We start from the raw sequence: 25242 nt of genomic DNA on the forward strand, positions 1-25242 counted from the left end.
ATCCATTACTCCGCCGGGGTTTCAGAGGCACCGGGTTCAATCACCTCTTTCCGGGGCACCCAGATTGAGTAGATGAACAGCAGCGCACCAAGGACCACGACCACACCAGAGCCAAGACGCATCCAGTAGAAGATCGCAATCTGGTCCTGCACGTCCATGAAGTAGTCACCGACCACACGTTGCATGTGAGTCTGCACGGTACCACCGAAGGTCAGGACGAAGGTCATGAAGACCATGCCGCTGGTCATAAGCCAGAACGAGCCCATGTTCAGAACCTGATTGTAGGGATCACGGTTCTTCAGGATCGGCATCGCATAGCTGAAGATCGCCAGGTTGAGGCAGACATAAGCACCGTAGAAAGCCAGGTGACCGTGGGCTGCGGTGATCTGCGTGCCATGGGTATAGTAGTTCACCCCGTGCAGCGTGTGCAGGAAGCCCCAGACACCGGCACCGAAGAAGGCAAGCGTTGCACAGCCCAGCGACCACAGCAGAGCAGCCTTGTTAGGGTGGTCACGACGGCCCTTCCAGACCATGACGAAGGCAAAGGCCATCATCGCGAAGAACGGGATCACCTCGAGGCTTGAGAAGATCGAACCGATCCACTGCCAATAGCCGGGTGTACCGATCCAATAGTAGTGGTGACCTGTCCCAAGGATGCCCGAGAACAGCGCGGCGGCGACGATGACATAGAGCCATTTCTCGACCACCTCACGGTCAACGCCCGTTAGCTTCAGCATCAGGTAGGCCAGGATCGAGGCCATGATCAGCTCCCATACGCCTTCGACCCATAGGTGGACGACATACCACCAGTATTGCTTGTCGAGCGACAGGTTGCCCGGGTTGTAGAAAGCAAACAGGAACAGCAGCGCCAGACCCCAGAGGCCCAGAACAAGGATGCTCGAAATTGCCGTCTTCTTGCCCTTCAGAACGGTCAGTGACACGTTGTAAAGGAACATCAGCGCGGCCACGACGATGCCCGCCTTGACCCATTTGGGTTGTTCAAGGAACTCGCGCCCCTCTTTGCCCAGCAGCCAGTTGCCTTCGAACAGGTTGAAGACATAGGTCACGACCACGCCCAGCGTGCCAACCACAAGAATGATCAACTGCAGATAGGCCAGTTTGGTCGAATGGATCTCGCGCTCGGTCTCTTCGGGGATCAGGAAGTAGGCCGCACCGAAGAAGCCCAGCAGCAGCCAGACGATCAGAGAGTTGGTGTGCAGCATCCGTACGATATTGAACGGCAGAAGCTCACTCAGGAAGTTCGGGAATACATAGATGAAACCGGCTAGCAGGCCGCCGATTACCTGTACCGCGAACAGGGCCATCGCTACTGCGAAGTAGGCGTAGGCGATTTTTTGGGATTCGTATTTCATTGCTCCGTTCCCTTTCTCAGCCTGCCTCGTTGGGCGGCCAGCCCTGCGCATCGATGTTGTCCGTCCAGATCAAGAAGTTGGTCAGATCGCGGATCTCTTCGTCGCTGAGGTTGAAATTGGGCATCTGCCGACGACCGGGAATGCCGGTCGGCTGCGCCTCCATCCAGCCCTTGAGCGCTTCAAAGGCCGATTCCGGGTCGTCCAGCACACCCCAGCGGGTCATCACATTCCCGACTTCCGGCGCGTAGTAGGCGCCCTCGCCCAGGATCGTGTGACAGTTGATGCAGGCATGTTTTTCCCAGACATGTTTGCCCCGAACCACACTGTCATCAAGCTTCGCCGAATTCTCGGAGTTGACGATGTACCAGTGCGAGTGGGCCGACAGGGCCAGGAAGATGAGGATGAAGAACAGTGACCCGCCATAGAATATGTTGCGAGCCATGCTCTTTGTCATGACTTCTCGCATTGCGCTCTCCTTTGCGCAGATTAGCTAGTCTGATGACAATGGCGGGTGGGTCGCAGGGCTGCCTTAACGAAAGTCAAGCATGCCAAAGTAAGCTCGGAATTGGACACCTGTGGTCATAATTGCGCCAGTATCACTAAAATGCCCTCAGATTGCCTTGAAAAACAGTACTTAGAACAGCATGTTTCCGGACGTTCGAACAGTTGAAGCGAGCGTTCTCGATTTATTGGTAAATAGAGGTGCTTAGATGGCACCTGAAGCGTGGTGGTTAAAGAATGGCGAACTACTCATACATCGGATACGCACCCGGCGTCATTACGGTGAATACAATTGGGCCTGATACGATCACCCTGGACGCAAGCTATGACCCCGCGACGGACCGAAGGGTATTCAATGTTGAGGACGAGGCCGGTGGTTTCATTCGAAATGGGTTTGGCCCGCCAGTTCCCGATACCGGGGATGTTTTCAACGGCGACAGATTCAACAACGAAAATGGCGACGACGATACACAGACCGGAACAGTAACAAACCTTGATGGTTCGACAACGTTTCTGAGCGGCGACATCTATCTGGAAGAATCCTACATTCTGACGAATCCCGGCGGTGGGACAATCACTGTGTACCTTGTCGAGGTTGAAGGAACCAACGCTGGCTACATAACCTCTGAGCCCCTAGATCCCGGGGTGACGTATTCGATGAGCGTCGTCAACGTTACACCGAGCAACGCACCGGACACGACTGACCCCGGTTCCATCGTTGATGTTCCTTGTTTCTCAGCCGGAACGCTTATCGCGACACCTGATGGTGATGTCGCGATAGAAACGCTTTCCGCTGGTGACAAGGTTGTCACCTTGGATCATGGACCACAACCAATTCGCTGGATCGGCGCGCGCGCTCTGGATAGGTCTGAATTTGCGCTCAATCCCAAGCTGCGCCCGATCCGAATCGCAGCGGGCAGCCTGGGAAGCAACCTGCCGCGACGCGATCTGTTGGTCTCACCGCAGCATCGCATGTTGATCCGTTCGAGTATCGCCGTTCGTATGTTCGACAGCGAGGAGGTTCTGGTCCCAGCCCATAAGCTGGTCGGCATACCCGGCATAACCGTCGACGAGACAGCTCAGGGCGTGGTGTATTTCCATATTCTGTTCGACCGGCATGAGATCGTGCTGGCGGAAGGCGCGCCGTCAGAAAGCCTATTCACAGGCAAGCAAGCCTTGAAAGGAATACAGCCCGAGGCGCTGGCCGAAATTGTTGCGCTCTTCCCAGAGTTAGCTTTGCCAGACCATCAACCAATCGCAGCCCGCCAGATTCCAAAACGCGGAAGACAAATCCATACTTTGCTGCAACGACATATTAAGAATGACAGGGCGTTGCTCCGACCTTCTTGATCTAAAAACCGTTGCTCAGGCCGCTAGACGTGGCCCGGTCAACGCGGGCCACATCGCAACCAGATACAAGACGATGGCGCAGATCCACAGCCCATCTGAGGCCAGCATCGCAACCAGATATCCCTGGTCAAACGCCGACCCGACCCAGCGCAAAACTGCGGCTGCCGCCATCAAACCGTAAGCGATCGCCATGGGCGGCGGGGCCACGAGGGCGCGGCCACTATGGCCAAGGGCGGCCCGACTCATCACGGCAAGGGTCATGCCGCCGACGCAGCCAATGCCCAGAACATGCAGCGCCCCGATCTCGCTGCCGAACCCCTGCACTGCCAGCCCCCACAGGATCAGGCCCAGCGCCAGCATGCCCAGCCCCAGATGCAACGCTATCAGGATCGGCTGCCGCAGTGCCCAGCGTGCGCGCCAACGTGCCATGCGCAGGATCTGAGCAACGCCAAGCATTAGCGCGATAGCGCCTGATACAGGTGCGATTCCAAAGACGAGCACGCTCAGCGGCAGTGACAGTGCAAGCCCCATGGCGGCTTTATCAAACGCTCCTACCGAAATAGGCCAGTTGGATTCGGGCTCTCCCGCGCGTTTCATCGCATTTCGGGTGAAAGCTGGCGTAATGCGCCCGCCAAGTATCGCGATTAGGCTACAAAGCGTCAGCAACCCCGCTCGCAATCCGATGTCCAGCGATTCGCTGGTCACACCGATCCACTCTAAATGGGTTAACAAGTTGGCAATCCAGATCGCACTGAGCAGCAAAAGGAATACCATGTTCTGCGGTTTGGGGCGTCGGATCAGCTGAGTAGCAATCTTTGCCGCCAGAATTGGAACAAAGACCAGATCGAACACAGCGACCAGAACAGGCGGCAGCGCACCGGAGAACCACATCGCTACCCGCCCGGCCAACCAGAGACCTGCAGCCAGCATGATGAACCGGGCGCGCGCCTCTGGGGTCCCGGTCCAGTTGGGAACAGCCGTCAGAAAGAACCCGCCCAGAGCTGCTGTGGCATAGCCAAAGATCATCTCATGCGCGTGCCACATTGGGGGACTCATGGAATAGGTTGGGTCTTCGTATCCGACCAACCCGGTCTGCGTCATCAACCAAAAACCCCACGCGCCTCCCGCGAACAGACCAAAAAGTCCGGCGGACAGGAAAAAGATGCGAAACCCCTCGCCCAATACGCGCGCGATCACTGCCGACATGCCTGTTCTCCTCGGCCACAATGGCTGTTGGAACAGGTTTAGCAAGGCCGACCAGTGATGAACTTAACCGAAATCAAGCATCCGAAAAACATGTCCCTGAAACTCAGGTTTTCCCTTTGTTTTATGGCTCATTATAGCCCGTCAATTTCCAATTTGCGCGCGCTCCGTTGACTTTCGTCAAGGATGACAAAGCCGTGATGTTTCACCCTAGGACCTGCCTCACCAGCAAATGGAGAGTGATCATGTCACTTGGAATCAGCTACAACAGAACTGGCCGCGCCTTAGGGGTCGGTTTGGCAATGTTGCTGGGCAGCGTCGCTGCGCCAGTCTTTGCCGAAGAGCCAACCCTGAGCAAGGAAGCCTTTGAATCATCAAAACAACTTTACTTTGAGCGCTGCGCCGGTTGTCACGGTGTGTTGCGCAAAGGGGCAACCGGCAAAAGCCTTGAGCCTCTGGTTGAAACGAAGAATGACGATGGTACCGTAACCGAGTCGGGCACCCTGAAACTGGGGCAGGAGCGGCTGGAAAAAATCATCGCATGGGGCACCGAAGGCGGGATGAACAACTTCTCGGACGTGATGTCCGAAGAAGAAATCCGCGATATGGCGACTTACATCCAGATGGAGCCACCCCAACCGCCAGAAATGTCGCTTGAGCAGATGATGGCGACCCGCAAGGTCTATGTCGAACCCGAAGACTACCCGACCGAGCCGCTGCATGGCCGCAACTGGGAAAACTTCTTCGTGGTCATCGAGCGTGACGTGGGCAAGGTGGCCGTGATCGACGGTGACACCAAGGAAGTGCTGGCGCATATCCCGACCGGTTATGCGGTGCACGTCCTGAAAGCGTCCGAGCACCATAAACTGGAAGAACCCGAAAATCCGGGCCGCTTCTGGTACACCATGGGCCGTGACGGCAAGATGACCAAGATCGACCTGTGGCAGAAGCCTGAAAACATGCTGGTTGCCGAGGTTACCATTGGTTACGACGCCCGCGACGTGGCCGTATCGGGCGATGGTAAATACGTCATCGGTGGCGCCTATTGGCCCCCTCATTTCGCCATCGTCGACGCCGAAACCATGGAGCCGAAAAAGGTTGTCTCGACCCGCGGCTACAACGTGGACGGGGATTATGTGGAAGAGGCCCGCGTGGCCGCCATCTACACCACCCCGAACGAGCCCACGTGGATCGTGGCCGTCAAGGAACTCGGTCAGCTGTGGCAGGTGGACTACTCCGATCTGGACAACCTGCGGATCGACAAGATCGACAGCGCAAAGTTCCTGCATGACGGGTTCTTTGATCCGACCGGCCGCTATTTCCAGATCGCCGCAAATGCGTCGAACAAGATGGTCGTGGTCGATACCGAGACTCACAAGCTGGAAGCTATGATCGATACCGCGCCGCTGCCGCACCCCGGCCCGGGCGCCAACTGGGATGACCCGAATTGCGGTCCTGTTGCCGGTACGACCCACCTGGGCGAGGGCACGGTTACCGTTTGGGGCAACGACCCCGAAGGCCGCCCGGACGATGCCTGGAAAGTCTGCTACGAGGTGGAAACCGACGGACCCGGTCTGTTCATCCGGACCCATCCGAACTCGGACTACATCTGGGCCGACCAGACCAAGCACCCCGAGCCTGAGATCCAGCAATCGGTGCAGGTCATCGACAAGGCAACCGGTGAGATCGTGAAAACGATCCAGATCACAGAAGAGGAAGGCAACGTCGCCGTCCACTTCGAGTTCAACCAAGACGGATCCGAGGTCTGGGTGTCCAAGTGGAACCGCTCGACCTCGAAAGAGCCAAATGGTGAGATCGTGATCTTCGACGCCAAGACGCTGGAAGAGATCGGCCGCGTGAAGGGACTGTTTGCACCCACCGGCAAGTTCAACGTCTACAACCGTTCGAACCACGTCACCTGACGGGTTTTGTACTCAGCATCGGAAAGGGCGGGCCCCTCGCCCGCCCTTTCCTCGTTTGACTCATCAGCCAAATCCACAGGCCTGACATCCAGGGCCAGAATAAGAAGCCAAAACGGAGACCGGATATGACCTCCGAACCGGAAAAGAAAAAACCAATCTGGCGCCGGTATTTCCTGTGGGGAATGCCCGTGGCCGGGATCGCTGCGGCCTTTGCCGCCGGCATCATCTTCTGGGGCGGGTTCAACACCGCTATGGAAGCTACCAACACCAAGGAATTCTGCGTCTCGTGCCACGAGATGCGAGATTTCGTTTACGAAGAATACACCGGCACAATCCACGACGTGAACCGTTCGGGCGTAGGCGCGGTCTGTTCCGACTGTCACGTGCCCAAGGATTGGACTCACAAGATCATCCGCAAGATCAAGGCGTCCAAAGAGCTGTATGGCAAGGTGGTCGGCACCATAAACACGCGCGAAAAGTTTGAAGCCAAGCGCGTACATCTGGCTATGAATGAATGGGAGCGGATGAAATCCACGGACTCGCGCGAGTGCCGCAACTGCCATGACTTCGAGTCGATGATGCCCGAGTTCCAGAAACCCCGCGCCCGTCAGCAGCACCTAAACGCGATGACCGTCGGTCAGACCTGTATTGACTGCCACAAGGGGATTGCGCACTCGGACGCCCGCGACCGGGCCGACGAAGAGTATCTGGAAAAGCTTGAAGCGCCGAACCCAGATTTCATTCGCGAAATCCCGGCCGAATACCTGGCAAGTCTCGAACGCATCGAAGCCAAGGAAGCTGCCGATGCCGAGGCTGAGAAAGCCGCGCGTGTAGCCCAGCAAGAGGCCGTACAGGCCCAGATCGCAGCAGCGGTTGACGCAGCCGTCGCGGAAGAGCGTGCCAAAGCTTCTGGCGAAGATGCCGCAGCCCCGGCAGGTGGCGGCAGCGATGTTGGCACAAATATCGATTGGGCCGCTGTCCCCGGTGCAGATATGAAACTGTTCTATCCTGGTCAGGCCTCGTTTGAATGGGTTCAGAACGGCAGATCCCACGGCGGAGCACGTCCTTTGACCAAGGGCGGAGACAAGTGCACCACCTGTCACGCTGCCGAACTGGACGCGATCGGCAACAAGATCGTGGCCGGTGGGGATCTGGAACCAACCCCGATCCCGGGCAAACGCGGCGTGATAGACGCCACCGTTCAAGCCGCGCATGATGATGAGACCCTCTATATCCGTCTGCAATGGCCGGATGCGGGCCACAACCCCGCCCCCTTTGTCGATGGCGGCAAGATGGACCCGGACAACCAGATCAAGGTGGCCATGATGATCACCGGCACTGGGATTGAGCTGGGCGATCAGGTCGGCTGCTGGGCCTCGTGCCATGCAGACAACAGCTACATGCCCTTTGACCCGGGTGCCGAGGCGATTGCCGCAAATGGCGATGTCTCGGGTCGGCTGAGCACGCAGGACACTGTGACCAAATACATCAGCGAAAGCCGCACCGAGGTCGAGATCAAAGGCCGCCGCGGTAAGGCGCTGGGTGGCTGGGACAAGCTGCAGGCCGCCGATCAGATCGAGCAGTATCTGGCCGATGGCACCTATCTGGATCTGATGCGCGTCTACGCGGACGGCAGCGCCACCAACGGCTATCTGCTGGAACAGCGCGTGGTCAATGACGGTGAGATCGCCGCCTCGGCCAGCCTTGATGCAGGTATGTGGACCGTGGTCTTCACGCGCCCATTGAACTCGGGCGCAGCTGGTGACGTGCCGCTGGAGGCCGGTCAGACCTATACGGTGGGCTTTGCCATCCACGATGACTTTGCCGCCGCACGGTTCCACCACGTGACGCTGGATACCAGCCTGGCATTGGACGACGACAACGCCTTCATCAACGTCGTCAAACAATAAGGAAGAGGGGCCGGGCGATCCGGCCCCTTCCGCTTAAAAGAGGAGACTTGGACAATGAAACCCCAACACCTTCTCCCTGCGCTGCTGCTTCTGGCCGCGCCCGCATGGGCAGAGGACACCGCCGCGCTGTGTGCCGAAGCCGAAGAGCGCTATGTCGAGCTGTTCGGTCAGCCCTCCTCCGCCGTTGAGGATGCCGATGTGGTGCTGATGTACAAATACACGTTCTGCCCAGCCGAGCTAACCGTGAAACCGGGCACAACCGTGCGCTGGGTGAATGTCGATAAGCGCACCAGTCACTCGGTCCTGCTGAAAGACGGCAGCGAGCCCGAAAGCGATCGTCTGTTTCCTGAGGAGACGGTTGACCTGACCTTCCTCTCCCCGGGTCCGCAGGACTATCTGTGTGGCCCGCATTGGGAGACACAGAACATGATCGGCATGATCACCGTCGAACCCTGAGCCGAGGCAATCATACAGGCAAGCCGAAAGGAGCGCGGGGCAATTCCCGCGCTCCTTAACTTTAGTCAAGGAAGTTCCTTTCCGATTACGCCAGTCTGGCCGCATGACACGCCCGGCTCACCCAGCAACGTCCCCTGATCGCGCAGGAATTCCGGGCTCCGAAGACATTCAGACCAAGCGAGTTTGCACATGAGCGGTAAGGTTTTTCTGATTGGCGCAGGCCCCGGTGACCCCGAACTGATGACCCTGCGTGCGCTGCGGATGCTGCAAGAGGCGGACGTGGTGGTCTATGACCGTCTGGTCTCGGCCGATATCCTCAATCTGCACGCTGATGGCGCACGGCTGATCCCGGTTGGGAAGGCCCCCAAGTGTCATACCGAGCCGCAGGATCGCATCAACGAAATCCTCGTCGAGGAAGCCAGCGCCGGTCACACCGTTGCTCGCCTCAAGGGGGGTGACCCGATGATCTTCGGACGCGGCTCGGAAGAGGCCGCGTACCTGATGGCAAACGGCATCCCAGTCGAATACGCGCCAGGCATTACCGCAGCGCAGGGGGCATCCTGTTCGACAGGCGTGCCGCTGACCCATCGCGGGTTGGCGACATCGGTGCAATATGTCACCGGGCACCGACAGGCCGACAAGGTGCTGGATCTGGATTGGAAACGTCTGGCCGACCCGGACTCGACCTTAGTCGTCTATATGGGCGTCGCCAATATCGGCCAGATCGCCATGGGACTGATGACCGAGAACCTGCCCGGCTCAACTCCGGTTTTGGCGGTTGGCAAAGCGACCACACCTGATGAGCGCCGGATGGTATCCCGGCTGGATCGGCTGGCCGCTGATGTGCGCAAGGCCGGGCTAAAGGCGCCCACGCTGTTCATCATCGGCAAGGTAGTTTCACTTTACGCAGAACGGCCTGTGGCCGACCTTTTGGAGCAGGCGCATGGCTAAGTTCGGTTCCAGAAGGCCGGCACAGCAACCGGCTGTGAGAGGACGCAAAGGATGGGCGGCACGTGCTGTTCTCACTTCCGCAGTGCTTGTTGCCACCACGGCCTTCGCCGCCGACACTCTTGACCCCAACGCACTGAAACGCCTTGTCCATCAGGATTGCGGCTCATGCCATGGGTTATCGCTGAAAGGCGGCCTCGGCCCCGATCTGCGGTCCAAAACACTGGAACACTACGATGCCGAGGTACTGACCGGCGTGATCCTCGACGGCATCCCCGACACCGCGATGCCCCCATGGCGGCCCTTGATCAGCGAAGAAGAGGCCGAATGGATCGCCCGTTACCTGCTGGCACAGGAGGCACAATGAAACAGCTCATCCTTACCCTCGCCGCCACCCTTATGATGACCACCGCCCAGGCTGAACCCACGGCGACCGGCGACCTAGGACTTGTGATCGAACGCGCCAAGGGCTCGGTTCTTCTGGTGGACCAATCCGACCGCGCAGCGCTGGCGCGGATCGAAGGTCTGGGCGATCTGTCCCATGCCTCGCTGGTCTATTCACCCGATGAACGCTTTGCCTATGTATTTGGACGAGACGGCGGCCTGACTAAGGTGGATATCGTCACCCGCCAGATCGTGAACCGGGTCGTGCAGGCGGGCAACGCCATTGGCGGTGCCATTTCGGATGACGGCGAGCTGGTCGCTGTATCGAATTATGAACCTGGCGGTGTGCGCGTCTTCGATGCGGACACGCTGGAGATGGTCGCGGACATTCCTACCGACAGCAAAACCATCGGATTGGTCGATGCACCCGGCCGCCGGTTTGTTTTTACCATGTGGGACACGGGCGAGACCTGGATTGCTGATTTCTCCAACGGCGCACCCGCGATCACCAAGATCCCCGAAATGGGCAAGAACCCATATGACGCGCTGATCACCGCCAATGGCCGCACCTATATCACCGGCTTGTTTGGCGAAGATGGCCTGACCGCGCTGGACCTTTGGGCCGAGACGCCCGAACCCATCCGTGTGCTGCCCAACTATGGGCGCGGGCAAGAGGAGATGCCGGTCTACAAGATGCCTCACCTCGAAGGCTGGGCGCTGACCGGGCGCGAGTTCGTACTGCCTGCCGTCGGCCATCACGAGGTGCTGTGGATCGATGCTGAATCACTGACCGAGACCGGGCGCACCAAAACCTATGGTCAGCCAGTCTTTGCCATGGCGCGTCCTGACGGGCGGCAGGTTTGGGTGAACTTTGCCCACCCTCTGAACGACACCATTCAGGTTATTGATTCTGTGACCAAGGAGATCATTCACGAATTCAAACCCGGCCCTGCCGTACTGCATATGGAGTTCACTCCGCGAGGGCATGAGGTCTGGATCAGCGTGCGCGACGCCAACAAGGTTATGGTCTACGACACGCAAACGTTTGAAAAACTGCGCGAGATCGACGCCGACAGCCCATCCGGCATCTTCTTCACCGCTCGGGCGCACAGAATGGGGCTTTGACATGCAACACATCACCGATCCCATCGACCGCCGTTTGCTGGACGAGTTTCAGCGCGACTTTCCGATAACAGAGCGTCCGTTTCAGGTGTTGGCGTCTTTGCTAGGGCTGGACGAAGCCGAGGTGATTGATCGCCTAACTCGCATGCAGGCCACCGGGCGGATTACACGCGTGGGTGCCACCATCGCTCCGGGCGCGGTTTCGGCCAGCACCTTGGCCGCTGTTGCGGCCCCCGAACATCGGTTGGAAGAGATTGCAGCCCTGATCGACGCCGAACCGGGCGTGAACCACAACTACCAGCGGGAGGATGACTGGAACCTCTGGTTCGTCGCAACCGGCCCGGATCGCACCCATGTCGATGACACCCTTGCACGGATATCGCAGCGTTCCGGACTGCGGGTTCTGGACCTGCGCCTCGTACGTCCATTCAACGTCGATTTGGGCTTTCGTATGTCGGGAAAAACACGCAATGTTCCTGGCCTTCGTAAGGTGGATCGCTCAGCCATGCAGCCCGGAGATCGCGAGTTGCTGCAGGCGCTCAGCACGGGCCTGACCCTGACAGAGATTCCTTATGCCGCATTGGCACAAACGCTGGGCAGAGATGATTCCGACGTAATGGGGCGTATCGAAGCGCTGCAAACAGCAGGCATAATCTCTCGTCTCGGGGTTATCGTGCGCCACCGGGCGCTCGGCTGGTCAGCCAATGCGATGGTTGTTTGGGACATGCCGCCCGAACAGGTGGACACGGCTGGACCGGCGCTGGCGGCCTATCCCGGCGTGACGCTTTGCTATGAGCGCAACCCGGTCAAGGATGTCTGGCCCTATCGCCTCTATTCCATGATCCATGCACGCTCGCGCCCCGAAGCGATGGAGGTTCTGGCCGCAGCCGCCGCTCTGCCCGAACTGGCAGGCGCACGGAACAAAGTGCTGTTTTCGACCCGTTGTTTCAAACAGACCGGCGCGTTGATCCAACCGAAAGAGGCAGCCGCATGACTATGGACGCGACCGACCGCGTAATCCTGAACCGGATGCAGGATGACCTGCCGCTGACCGCGCATCCCTTTGCCAGTGTAGCCCAGGAACTTGGGATTCCCGAAGACGAACTCCTAACCCGTCTCGCACGAATGAAAGAGCAGCGGATCATCACACGTTTCGGCCCGTTTTTCGACGCCGCTGCAATGGGTGGAGCGTTCTGCCTGTGCGCCATGGCCGTGCCAGAGGAAGAATTCGAAACCGTCCTGACCAAAGTCAATGCGCATGCCGAGGTTGCCCATAACTATGAGCGTACGCACCGGCTGAACATGTGGTTCGTGCTGGCTACCGAAACGCCTGAAGGGATCGAGGCCGCCGCTGATGCGATCGAACGGGAAACGGGGATCGAAGTTCTCCGTTTCCCCAAACTACAGGAATTTTTCATCGGCTTCCGGGTGGCAGCATGATCGACGTTCAGGACAGAGAAATAATCGAAGCACTGCAAAGCGGCCTGCCGCTTGTGCCAGCGCCTTATGCAGCCGTTGCCGAAACGCTTGGGTTGGACGAGGATGCCCTTTTGTATCGTCTGGCGGAGCTGAAATCGCATGGTGTTATCCGCCGTATCGCCGCCGCTCCGAACCACTACAAGCTGGGGATGACGGCAAACGGGATGACTGTTTGGGATGTAGACGACAGCCAGGTCGCGGAATTGGGCGCACGGATCGGGGCGCTGCCCTTTGTCACCCACTGCTACGAACGTCCCCGCGCCCTGCCCGATTGGCCCTATAACCTGTTCGCCATGGTCCACGGTTCTGACCGGGACGAGGTCGAGGAAAAACGCGCCGAGATCTCCGCCATTCTGGGCGAGGCCTGCCGGGCCAAGGACATCCTCTATTCCACGCGCATCCTGAAGAAGACAGGGCTGCGGTTGAAAAAGAAAGGCTGAGACATGTTCCGCCTGACCGAATACATGCTGCAGCTCGTCAAACCGACACCGGTGCGCAGACGCCGTCCCGGCCCGATGAAGCCGGTAGTGATCTGGAACCTGACGCGGCGCTGCAATCTGAAATGCCGCCACTGTTACACCGTTTCAGCAGATGTCGCGTTCCCCGGTGAGCTCAGTCACGAGCAAGCCATGGTAACCCTTGAGGATCTGGGCCAATTCCGCGTCCCGGCCCTGATCCTCTCGGGTGGGGAACCGCTGGACCGGTTCGATTTCTTCGACATCGCCAAACGCGCCCGCGATCTGGTGCCGATGCTGGCACTGTCGACCAACGGTACGCGGATTTACGACGAAACCGCCGACATGATCGCCGACGTGGGCTTCAACTATGTCGGCATTTCGCTGGACGGGATCGGGGCCACGAATGACTGGTTCCGGGGCGTCGAAGGCGCCTTTGCCGATGCTCTGCGCGGCGTACGCGAATGTAAGAAACGCGGCATCAAAGTGGGCCTGCGGTTCTGCCTGACCGAAGGTACGCAACATCACCTGCCTGACCTGCTGCAACTGTGCGACGATGAGGGTGTCGACAAGTTCTACCTGTCTCACCTCGTCTATGCCGGGCGCGGTGACAAGAACCGAGGCGAGGATGCCGAGCATTTGCGCACCCGTAAGGGTTTGGATTTGTTGTTGGAACGCGCGTGGGAAGCCGTCTCGGGCGGTCGTCCGCTGGATATCGTGACTGGCAATAACGATGCCGATGCCGGGTATTTCCTGAACTGGGTTCGGTCGCATTTCGACCATGACAAAGCTGCCAATGTGCGGGAACATCTTGCGGCGTGGGGTGGCAACTCTAGCGGTTTGGGCGTGGCCAATATCGACAACCTCGGCCGCGTGCATCCCGATACCTATTGGTCCGATTACACTGTTGGCAATGTGAAGACCAAATCGTTTTCGGAACTCTGGACCAGCGATGACCCGATGCTCGCCATGCTGCGCACCCGTCCGCGTCCTTTGAAGGGGCGTTGCGGGGCCTGTCAGTTAAAGGATGTCTGCGGCGGCAACACCCGCATCCGTGCCCTGCAACTGACCGGCGACCCGTGGGCCGAGGACCCGGCCTGCTATCTATCAAACGAAGAAATCGGCGTGCAGGGCGCAGGCGAGCGTCTGCAGGTCACGCCGTTCCGAGGGAAAAGCCATGATCCGGCGCATCAATTCTTTTGACACCTTGAAAATCGGCACATTCTGCTCGCTGCTGCTGACCGGCGCAGCTTGGGCTGATGCACCTTCGGATTATGCTGAATTCTGTGCTTCATGCCATGGTGAAAACCGTCTGGGTGGGGTCGGTCCGGCGCTGATCCCCGAGACGTTGAAACGGATGCGTGGGCCACGCGTGGCGGCAGTGATTGCCGAAGGGCGTACGGCCACCCAGATGCCTGCGTTTTCGCACGAGTTGGACGCGTTGCAGATCGAGGAACTGGCGGGATGGTTGAAATCTCCGCTGGAGACCGATCCCGAATGGGGTGAGGCCGATATCATGGCCAGTCGGACTCTGGATGATGAGTACGTATCGGTTGACGCGCCTGTCTGGGACAGCGACCCGATGAACATAACGCTGGTGGTGGAAACAGGCGATCATCATGTCAGTGTGCTGGACGGCGATACGTTCGAGGTTCTGGATCGGTTCGAAACCCCGTTCGCCGTGCATGGTGGGCCGAAGTTCAGCCCCGATGGGCGCTATGTCTTCATCATGTCGCGCGATGGCTGGGTACAGAAATATGATATCTGGGCGCTGAAACAGGTGGGCCGCGTGCGTGCGGGGTTGAACAGCCGCAACATCGCCATGTCGGGTGACGGCAAATGGGTGGCAGTAGCGAACTATTTACCTAACTCACTAACCCTGCTGTCGACAGAGGACTTGTCGGTCGCGAAAGTCATTGAAGTCAAAAGCAAAAAGGGCGTTCCCAGCCGTGTTTCCGCCGTTTATCAGGCACCACCGCGCGAAAGCTTTGTTCTGGCGCTGAAGGATGTCCCCGAGATTTGGGAGGTGTTCTACGGGGCCAACCCGCCGCAATCCGGTATTGGCCACGATTTCCGCATTGAGGGGCAGTTCAAGAATCCTGACCCGTTCCCCGTGCGCAAGATCACCACGCCTGATTATCTGGACGATTTCTTTTTCGATCAGAGTTATGAATACGTTATGGGCGCCTCGCGTGATGGCAAGGGCGGGCAGGTGATTGATCTGGTGATCGGTCATAAGATCGCAGATCTGGACCTGCCGGGGATGCCTCACTTAGGTTCGGGGATCACCTGGCAGCAGGGCGACACCACCGTGATGGCTACGCCGCATCTGACCGATGGCACGGTCTCGGTGATTGACATGGGAACATGGGAAACCGTCAAGCGGATCAAAACCGAAGGGCCAGGATTTTTCATGCGCAGCCATGAGAACTCGCCTTACGTCTGGGCCGATGTGTTCTTTGGCCCGAACAAGGATGCCATACACGTGATCGACAAGCAAAGCCTTGAAATCGTGAAAACTTTGCGCCCCGCCCCAGGCAAGACCGTGGCGCATGTAGAATTCACCAAGGATGGTAGTCACGCGCTGGTTTCGATCTGGGAAGATGACGGCGCGGTGATCGTCTATGACGCGCAAACGCTGGAAGAGGTCCGCCGCCTGCCGATGCGCAAACCGTCTGGGAAGTACAATGTCTGGAACAAAATCACCTTCTCGGAAGGCACCAGCCACTGAAGGCAAATGGCCGGTCTGGAAGCTGGCCATCCTGCTTTATCCGGCCACGGCTCTGACCGTGGCCATCAACCTGTTTCTGGCTGGGCTGATCCTGCACAGCGCGGGGTTTGGTGCGATTGAACCAGTACCTGCGATCTTATGGTCCATCCCCTTGGGCGTGCCCGCCTCATGGCTGGCAGGGCGCTGGGTGCGTGGCCTGATGGATGAGGCAGACGATTGATTTGAAAAGAAAATCAGAAATTTGCTTCACCTAACCTAAGTCAAGTCGCGACTCGGTAGAATCCAATACCCCAAAGGCATAGCTTTCCGAGTCGGAGACTCCATGCCTGCCCTGATCCCTCTGCACAATCTCCCTGTACGCGCAACTCGCGCGGCATGTGGGTTGGCAGGCATATTCCTTCTGTTGTTGCAGGCCTTTGGACCGGTGCTGGCGAGTCCCGGTGAAAGTGTCTGGATGGAGATCTGCTCGGAAGGCGGCGCGGTCTGGGTTGAAGTTGATCTTGAGGAGGACACCGAAGACCCGACCGCGTACTGCCCAAAATGCGCCGATTGCGCGCTGTGCGCTGTCACCAGTGCAGCGCCCGCACCCGAGCTGGTGCAGATACCGCAAATCGGAAACTTCCGTGTTGTACAGCTTCAGAACAGCAAATCTTCCATGTTGTACAAGTCGCATAAGCTGTGGCCCGAAACCCGGGGACCTCCGCGCCCGACCCAAGAAACTGCTGAACGCGCCCTGCGCGCGTCCATGGCGTCCACCCTAAGTATCGGAGGTGCGCCGTGGTCGTAAGTCGCGCAATCCATATAATGCTGGCCCTTGCCCTGTCCTGCCTGATGGCGATTAGTGCCCATGCCGACAGCCTCGCCAGCTTCCTGCCCGAGATTGAACCCGCCGATCTGGCCCCCGGTGCTGATGCCATTGGGCCGGTCCGCGATGACGTTCCGGTTGCACCCGTTCTGAAGGCCGGCGAGACCGTTGCTTGGGCCTTCCTAACCTCTGACTTCGTTGGCACCACCGGCTATTCCGGCAAACCGATCCATGTGGTCGCCGCCATCGATGATCAAGCGGTGCTGACCGGTGTGCAATTGGTCAAACACTCGGAGCCCATCGTTCTGATTGGCATCCCCAACGCGCGCATGGTTGAGCTGACCGAAGGCTATGCCGGTCTGGACTTGAAGGTTGAGGCTGAAACCGGCGGTGAGGGGCATGACCTCGATATCATCTCGGGGGCCACCGTCACGATCATGGTGATTGATGACAGTCTTGTGCGCGGCGGCATCAAGGTGGCGCGGGCGCTGGGGTTGGGCGGTTTGTCTCCGCTGCAGGCCGATGGGCCGAAACGCGAAGTCGATCTGGCGCAGGATGCGGTATACGACTGGACCACCCTGTCCGGCAACGGCTCGGTCCGGCGACTAACGTTGGATATCGGGCAGGTCAACGCTGCGTTCGAAGCCACCGGAGATCAGCGCGCCATCAAACGCCCTGAACCCGGCGAACCAGATGACACCTATATTGATATGCATTTGGCGTTGGTATCCGTGCCGTCGATCGGCAAGTCGCTGCTGGGTGAGGCCGAATATCAAAACATGGTCGACTGGCTGGACGAAGGCGAGCAGGCCATTCTGGTGCTGGGGCGTGGGGCCTACAGCTTCAAGGGATCGGGCTATGTCCGGGGCGGAATTTTCGACCGGATTCAGTTGATCCAAGGCGACAATTCGGTGCGATTCTTCGACAAGCAGCAGCGCCGGTTGGGCAAGGTTGCGGCACCCGATGCCCCAAGCTTCACGGAATTGGACATCTTCAAGATCCCCGCTGAGGCCGAGTTTGATCCGGCCGAGCCCTTCCGCCTGCAACTGTTGGCGCAGCGGGCTGTAGGCGCGGTTGAGAAGACCTTTCTGACCTTCGATCTGGGCTACAAACTGCCCGAGCAGTATCTGCTGCCCGTTGCAGCGCCAGTAGTTGTCGATGACGCCACCGGCGAGGCGGCAGCCAAGGCCGCGCTTTGGAAACGCATCTGGAAGGACCGCACGGTTGAGATCGGGGTGCTGGGCGTCATGCTTTTGGTGCTGACGGCGACATTCTTCTTCCAGTTCCACGCCACCATGAACGCCCGCGTCTTCTATTGGTTCCGCATCGGATACCTGACCATGACGCTGTTCTTCATCGGCTGGTACGCCAATGCGCAGCTGAGCGTGGTGAACCTGATGGCGCTGGCAGGCAGCTTGCGCACCGGCTTCTCCTGGGATGCCTTCTTGCTGGACCCGTTGGTCTTCATCCAATGGTTCGCTGTCGCTGCCGCGCTGCTGTTCTGGGGTCGGGGTGCTTATTGCGGCTGGCTGTGCCCGTTTGGCGCGCTGCAGGAACTGACCAACAAGATCGCGCGGGCCTTCAAGGTGCCGCAATGGACTCTGCCCTGGGGCCTGAATGAGCGGCTCTGGCCCGCGAAATACATGATCTTCCTCGTGCTGTTCGGGATCAGTTTTGTCTCGATCCCGCTGGCTGAAACCTATGCCGAGGTCGAGCCGTTCAAGACCGCGATCATTCTGAAGTTCATGCGCGACTGGCCCTTCGTGGTCTTTGCGCTGACCCTGCTGGGGATCGGGCTGTTCATCGAACGGTTCTATTGCCGCTATCTCTGCCCCTTGGGTGGTGCGCTGGCGATCCCTGCCCGTATCCGCATGTTCGACTGGCTGCGCCGCTACAAGGATTGCGGCACCCCCTGTCAGACCTGCGCCAACGAATGCCCCGTTCAGGCGATCCACCCCACCGGTGAGATCAATCCGAACGAGTGCGTCACCTGCCTGCATTGTCAGGTGCTCTACCAGTCCGAGGACAAATGTCCCGTCGTTATCCGCCAGTTGAAACGGCGGGCCAAGACAGGGTCGGTTCAACCGAAAACCCCCCTCGGACAACCACCGGCGAACCATCCGAACGCCAAACCGCAAACCGTTTCCTAAAAAGGAGGAACGATCATGTCGGAACACGATAAGAAACTGAACGTCACACGCCGCGGACTGCTGGGTGCATCTGCAACCGGCGCCGTGTTGGCCGGAACCGGTCTGGGCAGCACCCTGATGACCGCGAAAGAGGCCAGCGCCGCCGCCAATGCCGCGCTGGAGCCCGGCGAGTTGGACGAATATTACGGCTTCTGGTCCTCGGGTCAGACCGGCGAGGTGCGTATCCTCGGCGTGCCGTCGATGCGCGAGTTGATGCGCATTCCGGTATTCAACCGCTGCTCGGCCACCGGCTGGGGCCAGACCAACGAGTCGCTGAAGATCCTGACCGAAGGGCTGCTGCCAGAGACCAAGCAGTACCTGGCCGCCAATGGCAAAGTCACCTACGACAATGGCGACCTGCACCACCCGCACATGTCCTTCACCGATGGCACCTATGATGGCCGCTATTTGTTCATGAATGACAAGGCCAACACACGCGTCGCGCGCATCCGCTGCGACGTGATGAAATGCGACAAGATCATCGAAATCCCGAACGCGCATGACATCCACGGTCTGCGTCCGCAGAAATACCCGCGTACCGGCTATATCTTCGCCAATGGCGAACACGAGGCACCGCTGGTCAATGATGGCGAGATCCTCGATGATCCGTCGCAATATGTGAACATCTTCACTGCCATCGACGGTGACACGATGGAGATCGCATGGCAGGTGATGGTGTCGGGCAACCTCGACAACACTGACTGCGACTATCAGGGCAAATACGCATTCTCGACCTCGTATAACTCGGAAATGGGTATGAACCTGGCCGAGATGACCGAGAATGAGCTGGACCACGTGGTCGTGTTCAACCTGAAAGGCATCGAAGACGCGATTGCTGCTGGCAACTATCAGGAGCTGAACGGCGTCAAGGTCGTGGACGGGCGCAAAGAGGCGGGCGGTAACCTGACCCGTTACATCCCGATCCCGAACTCGCCGCACGGAGTGAACGCAGCACCCGACAAGAAACACATCATGATCAACGGCAAGCTGTCCCCGACCGTATCCGTGATCGATGTGGAAAAGGTCGATGCGCTGTTTGCCGACAATGCCGATCCACGCTCGGCCATCGTGGCGGAACCGCAGCTGGGTCTTGGCCCGCTTCACACCGCGTTTGATGGCAAAGGCAACGCCTACACCACCCTGTTCCTGGACAGCCAGGTGGTGAAGTGGGACATCGCCAAGGCCATCGAAGCCTACGGTGGTGCGGATGTTGATCCAATCCTCGACAAAGTGGATGTGCATTATCAGCCGGGCCACAATTCGACCTCGATGGGCGAAACGGCTGAGGCTGATGGCAAGTGGCTGATTTCGATGAACAAGTTCTCGAAAGACCGCTTCCTGAACGTCGGGCCACTGAAGCCGGAAAACGAGCAGTTGATCGACATCTCGGGTGATAAGATGAAGGTGGTCCATGACGGGCCGACCTTTGCGGAACCGCATGACTCGATCCTCGTGCACCGGTCCAAGGTGAACCCGGTCAATGTCTGGGATCGCAACGACCCGATGTGGGAAGATGCCCGCAAACAGGCCGAGGCTGATGGTGTCGATCTGGAAGAGGGTGCCGAGGAGCCGATCCGCGATGGCAACAAGGTGCGGGTCTACATGACCTCGACCGCGCCGGTGTTCAGCCTTGAGAAGTTCACCGTCAAACAGGGTGACGAGGTAACGTTGTATGTCACCAACCTGGATGACGTGGATGACGTGACCCACGGGTTGTGTCTGTCGAACTTCGGCATCGCGATGGAGGTTGCGCCGCAAGCCACCGCGTCGGTCACCTTCATTGCCGACCGTCCGGGCGTGCATTGGTTCTATTGCCAGTGGTTCTGCCACGCGCTGCACATGGAGATGCGCGGCCGGATGTTCGTTGAGCCGCGGAGCGCATAACCATGCGTTGGTCCCTGCTCATACCGCTCCTGCTCGGCTCGCCCCTTTGGGCGGCGGATTGGGATGTGCCCAACCGGGCAGGGGCCATCAACGAGATACTGGCGCAGGCGGCGGATGGGGACACCCTCCGCCTGAGCCCCGGCGTTTACACAGAAACGCTGGTTCTGGACCGGCCCGTCACGATTGACGGGCTGGGACAGGCCACCATCGACGGACAAGGCGAAGGCAGCGTCATCACCGTGACCGGGCCGGGTGTAACCGTGCGCGGTCTGACGGTGATCGGATCGGGCTCGGACCATGACGGGATCGACAGCGGCATCCAGTTGACCAAGACGGCCCATGCGCCGGTGGTCGAAGACAATGTGCTGCTGGGCAATCTCTATGGCATCGACATCCACGGGGCGAAGGACAGCATCGTCCGGGGCAACCGGATCGAAGGACGGCAAGACCAGCGCATGAACGAGCGTGGCAATGGCGTCTATGTCTGGAACGCGCCGGGTGCGGTGGTTGAGGACAACGATATTCGCTATGGCCGCGACGGAATCTTTGTAAACTCGTCGAAGAAGAACACCTTCACCGGCAACCTGTTTCGCGATCTGCGTTTTGCCGTGCATTACATGTATGCCGACAATTCGGTGGTCAGCGACAACGTCTCGATCGGCAATGATCTGGGCTACGCGGTGATGTTCACGACCAATGTGACCGTGGCCAATAACGTCTCGATCGGCGACCGCGAACATGGCGTCATGCTGAACTACGCCAACAAAAGCACCATCACCGGAAACGTTGTGAAAGGTGCGAAAGAGAAATGCACCTTCCTCTATAACTCGAACAAGAACGAGTTCACTGATAACTGGTTTGAGGGGTGCGGCATCGGCATCCACTTTACCGCTGGCAGCGAGCGCAACCGCATCGTTGGCAATTCATTCATCGGGAACCGGACGCAGGTGAAATACGTCTCGACCAAATGGGTCGAGTGGTCCGAAGACGGGCGCGGCAACTACTGGTCCGATTTCGCCGCTTATGATGTGGATGGCAACGGCATTGCCGATGCCCCCTATCGCCCCAATGACAGTATGGACCATGTGCTGTGGACCCAACCCTCAGCAAAATTGTTGCTCGGCTCCCCTGCCGTGCAGCTGGTGCGCTGGTCTCAATCGGCCTTCCCGGCGCTGTTGCCGGGGGGTGTGATGGACAGCAACCCATTGATGCAAGCCCCTGAACCCCCAGCTATGAAAAAGGTGCCTCATGACGGATAAGGCCCTGGCAATCGACCATGTTCTCAAGGACCGTGGAAAAACCCGCGTTCTTGACGATATCAACCTGTCTCTTGCCCCCGGTCAGCGCGTTGCGCTGCTGGGCCATAACGGTGCGGGCAAGTCGACGCTGATCAAATCCATCCTCGGCCTAACGCCGATCCATGGTGGCGCCATTCGGATCGGGGACGCCACCCCCGGTAGTGCGCAGGCCCGGCGCGAGACGGCTTATCTGCCCGAAGCGGTGTCGTTTCATCCCGCGCTAACCGGGCGTGAGCAGTTGACCCTGTTTGCGCAGCTTTCGGGCGCAAAAGCTGATGTGCCAGGCCTGTTGGAGCGTGTTGGACTGAGCGACGCTTTGGACCGTCGGATCGGAACCTATTCCAAAGGCATGCGGCAACGTCTGGGTCTGGCGCAGGTGCTGCTGGGTCAACCGAAAGTGGCGTTGCTAGATGAGCCGACAAGCGGGCTGGACCCGATCTCGCGGCAGGACCTGTACGCTATCATCGACGAGCTGGCCGCCCAAGGCACCGCCGTTCTGATTGCCTCACACGCGCTGACCGAGGTGGAGGCCCGCACCGACCGGATCGCCATCATGCGCAAGGGTCGGATGGTCGCCGACGACACGCTGAACAACCTGTCGGCTCTGGCTGGTCTGCCGATCCGCTTGAAAGTACGCGCCAGCGCCAATCCTGATGTGCTGGCCGCAGAACTGGGCGGCAACCGGATCAACGGTGCGTCGGTGGAACTGCTCTGCACCCCCGCTGACAAGATGGAAGCGCTGCGCCGGATCGCCGGGCTGGGCGATGCGGTGGCGGATGTGGAGATGACACCACCCAAGCTGGAAGACCTGTATCGCCATTACGCACAGGAGGATTTGCAATGACCCGCTTCCTCGCCATCACCCGCACTGAAATGCTGATCCTGCGCCGCAACCGCTGGCTGCTGGTCGCCACATTGATCATGGTGCTGTTCGCTTTGGCGCTGACCTTTGCGGGCAGCGCACCAACCGGCACGTTGGGAGTCGACATGCTGACCGTCTCGGTGGCCTCAATGACCACGCTATCGGTCTATCTTGCGCCGCTGCTGGCGCTGATGATCGCCTTTGACGCCATCGCGGGCGACGTGGATCGCGGCAGCCTGTCACTGCTGCTGTCTTACCCGGCCGGGCGCGGAGAAATCCTGTTGGGCAAGTTCACCGCCCATCTGGCCGCGCTGGCCTTTGCCATGACCATCGGTTTCGGCACCGCTGGCGCAGTGGCCGCCTTCTTTGGCGGCGCGGGTCCGGAAAGCCTGATGGCTCTGGTCCGCCTGATCCTCACATCTATCCTGCTGGGCGCTGTCTTTCTGGCGCTTGGATACTTGCTGTCCGCCCTGGCAAAGGGGGCCACGGCGGCGGCAGGTTTGTCGGCCGGGCTCTGGCTGGTTTTTGTCGTCCTCTATGATCTGGGCCTGTTGGGGGCCGTCGTCATGGACAAGGGCGGCGCTTTCACCCAATCCGTCTTTCCATGGGTGATGGTGGCCAACCCGGCCGACGCATTCCGTTTGTGGAACATCGCCGCAACCGAGGGCGTTGCCATGGCCTCCGGCATGACCGGGGCGGCGCAAGCTCTGCCCGTTTGGGCCGCGCCTGCCTCGCTGCTGATCTGGCCGGTGCTGGGCTTTGCCCTTGCGCGTCTCGCATTTCGGAGAGTTGAGCCATGAGATACCTTGCCCTGATCGCTCTGGTCGCGTTGACGGCCTGCAAAGAAGAGGTGGCCGAGGCCCCCGACCCGGTTGATCTCACCCCGGATGCGCTGAGTTATTTCTGCCAGATGAACATCGCGGAACATGGCGGGCCCAAAGGGCAGATCCATCTGGAAGGCTATCCCGCGCCTTTGTTCTTTGCGCAGGTGCGCGACATGCTGGCCTATCTGAAAAGCCCCGAACGTGACGCCAAGATCACCGCTGTCTATGTCAGTGACATGAGCGTCGCGCCCAGCTGGCGGCAACCGGGGATTTCCAACTGGATCGCCGCCGATGGTGCGACCTTTGTCGTCGGCGCCGATGTGGCCGGTGGCATGGGTGCGCGAGAAGTCGTGCCCTTTGGCGACCCCGCCGCGGCAGAGGCGTTCATTGCCGAATATGGCGGCGCCGCCCTGCCACTGTCTGATATTCCCGATGCCGAAGTGCTGGGCCCCGTCGATCTGGACCTCGCGCTGGAGACCCCCGCATGACCATTCTGACCCGCCGCCGTTTCCTGGCCATCTCAGCCGCCTGCGCCGCCGTACCCGCCGCTGCTGGCAACGTCGCCCAATGGCGCGGTATCGCGCTGGGCGCACCCGCCAGCCTGAGGCTGGAAGGCTCGACGGACGCACAGGCCGCGCCGATCTTTGCTGCGGTCGAAGCAGAGCTGAATCGGCTGGAGGATATATTCAGCCTCTACCAGACGCACTCGCAGATCAGTCAGCTTAACCGGATCGGCCACCTGGTCACCCCGGCGCCTGAGCTGCTGGAGGTGCTGAGCCTGTGTTCCACGCTTCACGACGCTTCGGGCGGGGTGTTTGATCCGACGATCCAGCCGCTGTGGCTAGCACTCGCCAGTGGCGCGGCGGGGCCGCAGGTGGAACGTGCACGCCAGACGATTGGTTGGGACAAGGTTCACGTAAGCGCCGGTGAGATCCGCCTGCCGCATCCCGGACGCTCGGCGATTACCCTGAACGGGATTGCTCAAGGTGCGATCACTGACCGGATTGCCGCTTTGATGCGATCCTTCGATCTGCGCGATGTGCTGGTGGATATGGGCGAGGTCGCCGCCCTTGGCCAGCGGAGTAATGGCGAGCCGTGGCGCGTCGGGCTGGCCAAGCCCGACGGTGCTGTCGCCAAACGGATCACACTGCAGGACCGCGCCGTCGCAACCTCGGCCCCCGAAGGCACCATGCTGCAGGGCGATCAGGGGCATATCCTGAACCCAAAGGGGTTGGGTGCGCCCTATCAGGCTGTATCAATCTCAGCCTCACAGGCAGCATTGGCAGACGGGCTCTCAACCGCCCTATGCCTGACCCCACGTGCCAAAGCAAACGCGCTGATATCGCGTTTTCCGGGCGCGCGTATCGAGATGAGTATCTGAACTCGGGTAAAGCTTGTCGTAAGGGGATGGTGCCTCAAGAGGGACTCGAACCCCCGACCTTGTCCTTACGAAGGACCTGCTCTACCAACTGAGCTATTGAGGCGATGCGGAAGCTCGTTTAACGGCAGCGCGCGGGTCATGCAAGCGTGGATTGCCGGGCCGGTG

The 25242-nt window shown here is 59.5% G+C and carries 24 protein-coding genes and 1 tRNA gene; 21 read left to right on the forward strand and 4 right to left on the reverse strand.

The genetic code is table 11. The features are described from left to right. Nucleotides 1-5: 5 nt before the first annotated feature. Together ACR0DE_RS19050 and ACR0DE_RS19055 are read right to left on the reverse strand one after the other, a co-directional pair. A complete protein-coding gene (locus ACR0DE_RS19050) occupies nt 6-1373 on the reverse strand; it encodes a cbb3-type cytochrome c oxidase subunit I (protein ID WP_170398155.1) in 1368 nt (455 codons plus the stop codon). 16 nt (nt 1374-1389) lie between these two features. Then, complete coding sequence (locus ACR0DE_RS19055; protein WP_170398152.1) at nt 1390-1839, reverse strand: c-type cytochrome; 450 nt, start codon at nt 1837-1839, stop codon at nt 1390-1392. Nucleotides 1840-2111: 272 nt separating this feature from the next. Here ACR0DE_RS19055 and ACR0DE_RS19060 point away from each other — a divergent pair, with 272 nt between their 5' ends. After that, the gene (locus ACR0DE_RS19060) at nt 2112-3224 is read left to right on the forward strand and encodes a Hint domain-containing protein (RefSeq protein WP_480754806.1); all 1113 of its coding nucleotides are present in this window, start codon (nt 2112-2114) and stop codon (nt 3222-3224) included. A gap of 15 nt (nt 3225-3239) precedes the next feature. On the opposite strand, the gene ACR0DE_RS19065 is transcribed toward ACR0DE_RS19060, so the two are convergent. Beyond that, nucleotides 3240-4430, reverse strand: coding sequence for an NnrS family protein (locus tag ACR0DE_RS19065; protein WP_480754808.1), 1191 nt, complete (start codon nt 4428-4430; stop codon nt 3240-3242). 242 nt (nt 4431-4672) lie between these two features. On the opposite strand from ACR0DE_RS19065, the gene ACR0DE_RS19070 reads away from it, so the two are divergent. The 20 genes from ACR0DE_RS19070 (at nt 4673) to ACR0DE_RS19165 (ending at nt 25077) form a co-directional block, all read left to right on the forward strand. Continuing rightward, the gene (locus ACR0DE_RS19070; protein WP_480571905.1) at nt 4673-6349 is read left to right on the forward strand and encodes a cytochrome D1 domain-containing protein; all 1677 of its coding nucleotides are present in this window, start codon (nt 4673-4675) and stop codon (nt 6347-6349) included. 125 nt (nt 6350-6474) lie between these two features. Next, nucleotides 6475-8259, forward strand: a complete 1785-nt coding sequence (locus ACR0DE_RS19075; RefSeq protein WP_170398143.1) for a NapC/NirT family cytochrome c — start codon at nt 6475-6477, stop codon at nt 8257-8259. Between the two features lie 54 nt (nt 8260-8313). Then, nucleotides 8314-8715, forward strand: a complete 402-nt coding sequence (locus ACR0DE_RS19080; RefSeq protein ID WP_170648302.1) for a plastocyanin/azurin family copper-binding protein — start codon at nt 8314-8316, stop codon at nt 8713-8715. A 189-nt stretch (nt 8716-8904) separates the two neighbouring features. Continuing rightward, nucleotides 8905-9666, forward strand: coding sequence for a uroporphyrinogen-III C-methyltransferase (gene cobA, locus ACR0DE_RS19085; RefSeq protein WP_480754813.1), 762 nt, complete (start codon nt 8905-8907; stop codon nt 9664-9666). Further along, nucleotides 9659-10030, forward strand: coding sequence for a c-type cytochrome (locus tag ACR0DE_RS19090; protein WP_170566648.1), 372 nt, complete (start codon nt 9659-9661; stop codon nt 10028-10030). The genes cobA and ACR0DE_RS19090 overlap by 8 nt, the downstream gene beginning before the upstream one ends. After that, nucleotides 10027-11172, forward strand: a complete 1146-nt coding sequence (locus ACR0DE_RS19095; protein WP_480754814.1) for a cytochrome D1 domain-containing protein — start codon at nt 10027-10029, stop codon at nt 11170-11172. Before ACR0DE_RS19090 ends, ACR0DE_RS19095 begins: the two co-directional genes overlap by 4 nt. A gap of 1 nt (nt 11173) precedes the next feature. Beyond that, on the forward strand, nt 11174-12163 hold the full coding sequence (gene ahbB, locus ACR0DE_RS19100) for a siroheme decarboxylase subunit beta (protein WP_480754815.1): 990 nt from the start codon (nt 11174-11176) through the stop codon (nt 12161-12163). Further along, nucleotides 12160-12609 (forward strand): Lrp/AsnC family transcriptional regulator, encoded by a 450-nt coding sequence (locus tag ACR0DE_RS19105; protein ID WP_480754817.1) that lies wholly within the window; start codon nt 12160-12162, stop codon nt 12607-12609. Before ahbB (ACR0DE_RS19100) ends, ACR0DE_RS19105 begins: the two co-directional genes overlap by 4 nt. Next, the gene (gene ahbB, locus ACR0DE_RS19110; protein ID WP_480754820.1) at nt 12606-13088 is read left to right on the forward strand and encodes a siroheme decarboxylase subunit beta; all 483 of its coding nucleotides are present in this window, start codon (nt 12606-12608) and stop codon (nt 13086-13088) included. Before ACR0DE_RS19105 ends, ahbB (ACR0DE_RS19110) begins: the two co-directional genes overlap by 4 nt. 3 nt (nt 13089-13091) lie before the next feature. Continuing rightward, on the forward strand, nt 13092-14306 hold the full coding sequence (nirJ, locus tag ACR0DE_RS19115) for a heme d1 biosynthesis radical SAM protein NirJ (RefSeq protein ID WP_480754822.1): 1215 nt from the start codon (nt 13092-13094) through the stop codon (nt 14304-14306). Next, nucleotides 14281-15834, forward strand: a complete 1554-nt coding sequence (locus ACR0DE_RS19120; protein ID WP_170398118.1) for a nitrite reductase — start codon at nt 14281-14283, stop codon at nt 15832-15834. The genes nirJ and ACR0DE_RS19120 overlap by 26 nt, the downstream gene beginning before the upstream one ends. Continuing rightward, nucleotides 15791-16054, forward strand: a complete 264-nt coding sequence (locus ACR0DE_RS19125; protein ID WP_170398115.1) for a hypothetical protein — start codon at nt 15791-15793, stop codon at nt 16052-16054. The genes ACR0DE_RS19120 and ACR0DE_RS19125 overlap by 44 nt, the downstream gene beginning before the upstream one ends. A gap of 102 nt (nt 16055-16156) precedes the next feature. Then, the gene (locus tag ACR0DE_RS19130) at nt 16157-16621 is read left to right on the forward strand and encodes a DUF2946 family protein (RefSeq protein ID WP_170737087.1); all 465 of its coding nucleotides are present in this window, start codon (nt 16157-16159) and stop codon (nt 16619-16621) included. A gap of 17 nt (nt 16622-16638) precedes the next feature. Beyond that, a complete protein-coding gene (locus tag ACR0DE_RS19135) occupies nt 16639-18789 on the forward strand; it encodes a 4Fe-4S binding protein (RefSeq protein ID WP_480754884.1) in 2151 nt (716 codons plus the stop codon). Nucleotides 18790-18804: 15 nt separating this feature from the next. Continuing rightward, nucleotides 18805-20712 carry a TAT-dependent nitrous-oxide reductase gene (nosZ, locus tag ACR0DE_RS19140; protein ID WP_170398107.1) on the forward strand — a complete coding sequence of 636 codons (1908 nt, stop codon included), beginning with the start codon at nt 18805-18807 and terminating at the stop codon, nt 20710-20712. A gap of 2 nt (nt 20713-20714) precedes the next feature. Then, nucleotides 20715-21971, forward strand: coding sequence for a nitrous oxide reductase family maturation protein NosD (locus tag ACR0DE_RS19145; RefSeq protein ID WP_480562903.1), 1257 nt, complete (start codon nt 20715-20717; stop codon nt 21969-21971). After that, entirely contained in the window at nt 21961-22854 is an 894-nt protein-coding gene (locus ACR0DE_RS19150) for an ABC transporter ATP-binding protein (protein ID WP_480754825.1), read from the forward strand. The genes ACR0DE_RS19145 and ACR0DE_RS19150 overlap by 11 nt, the downstream gene beginning before the upstream one ends. Continuing rightward, nucleotides 22851-23672, forward strand: coding sequence for an ABC transporter permease (locus ACR0DE_RS19155; protein ID WP_480754827.1), 822 nt, complete (start codon nt 22851-22853; stop codon nt 23670-23672). The genes ACR0DE_RS19150 and ACR0DE_RS19155 overlap by 4 nt, the downstream gene beginning before the upstream one ends. Further along, entirely contained in the window at nt 23669-24184 is a 516-nt protein-coding gene (locus tag ACR0DE_RS19160; RefSeq protein WP_170425503.1) for a nitrous oxide reductase accessory protein NosL, read from the forward strand. Before ACR0DE_RS19155 ends, ACR0DE_RS19160 begins: the two co-directional genes overlap by 4 nt. Continuing rightward, nucleotides 24181-25077, forward strand: a complete 897-nt coding sequence (locus ACR0DE_RS19165) for an FAD:protein FMN transferase (RefSeq protein ID WP_480754829.1) — start codon at nt 24181-24183, stop codon at nt 25075-25077. Before ACR0DE_RS19160 ends, ACR0DE_RS19165 begins: the two co-directional genes overlap by 4 nt. A 27-nt stretch (nt 25078-25104) precedes the next feature. On the opposite strand, the gene ACR0DE_RS19170 is transcribed toward ACR0DE_RS19165, so the two are convergent. After that, nucleotides 25105-25180, reverse strand: a tRNA-Thr gene (locus ACR0DE_RS19170). Nucleotides 25181-25242: the final 62 nt, after the last annotated feature.

This window comes from Ruegeria sp. C10 (genome assembly GCF_056537805.1).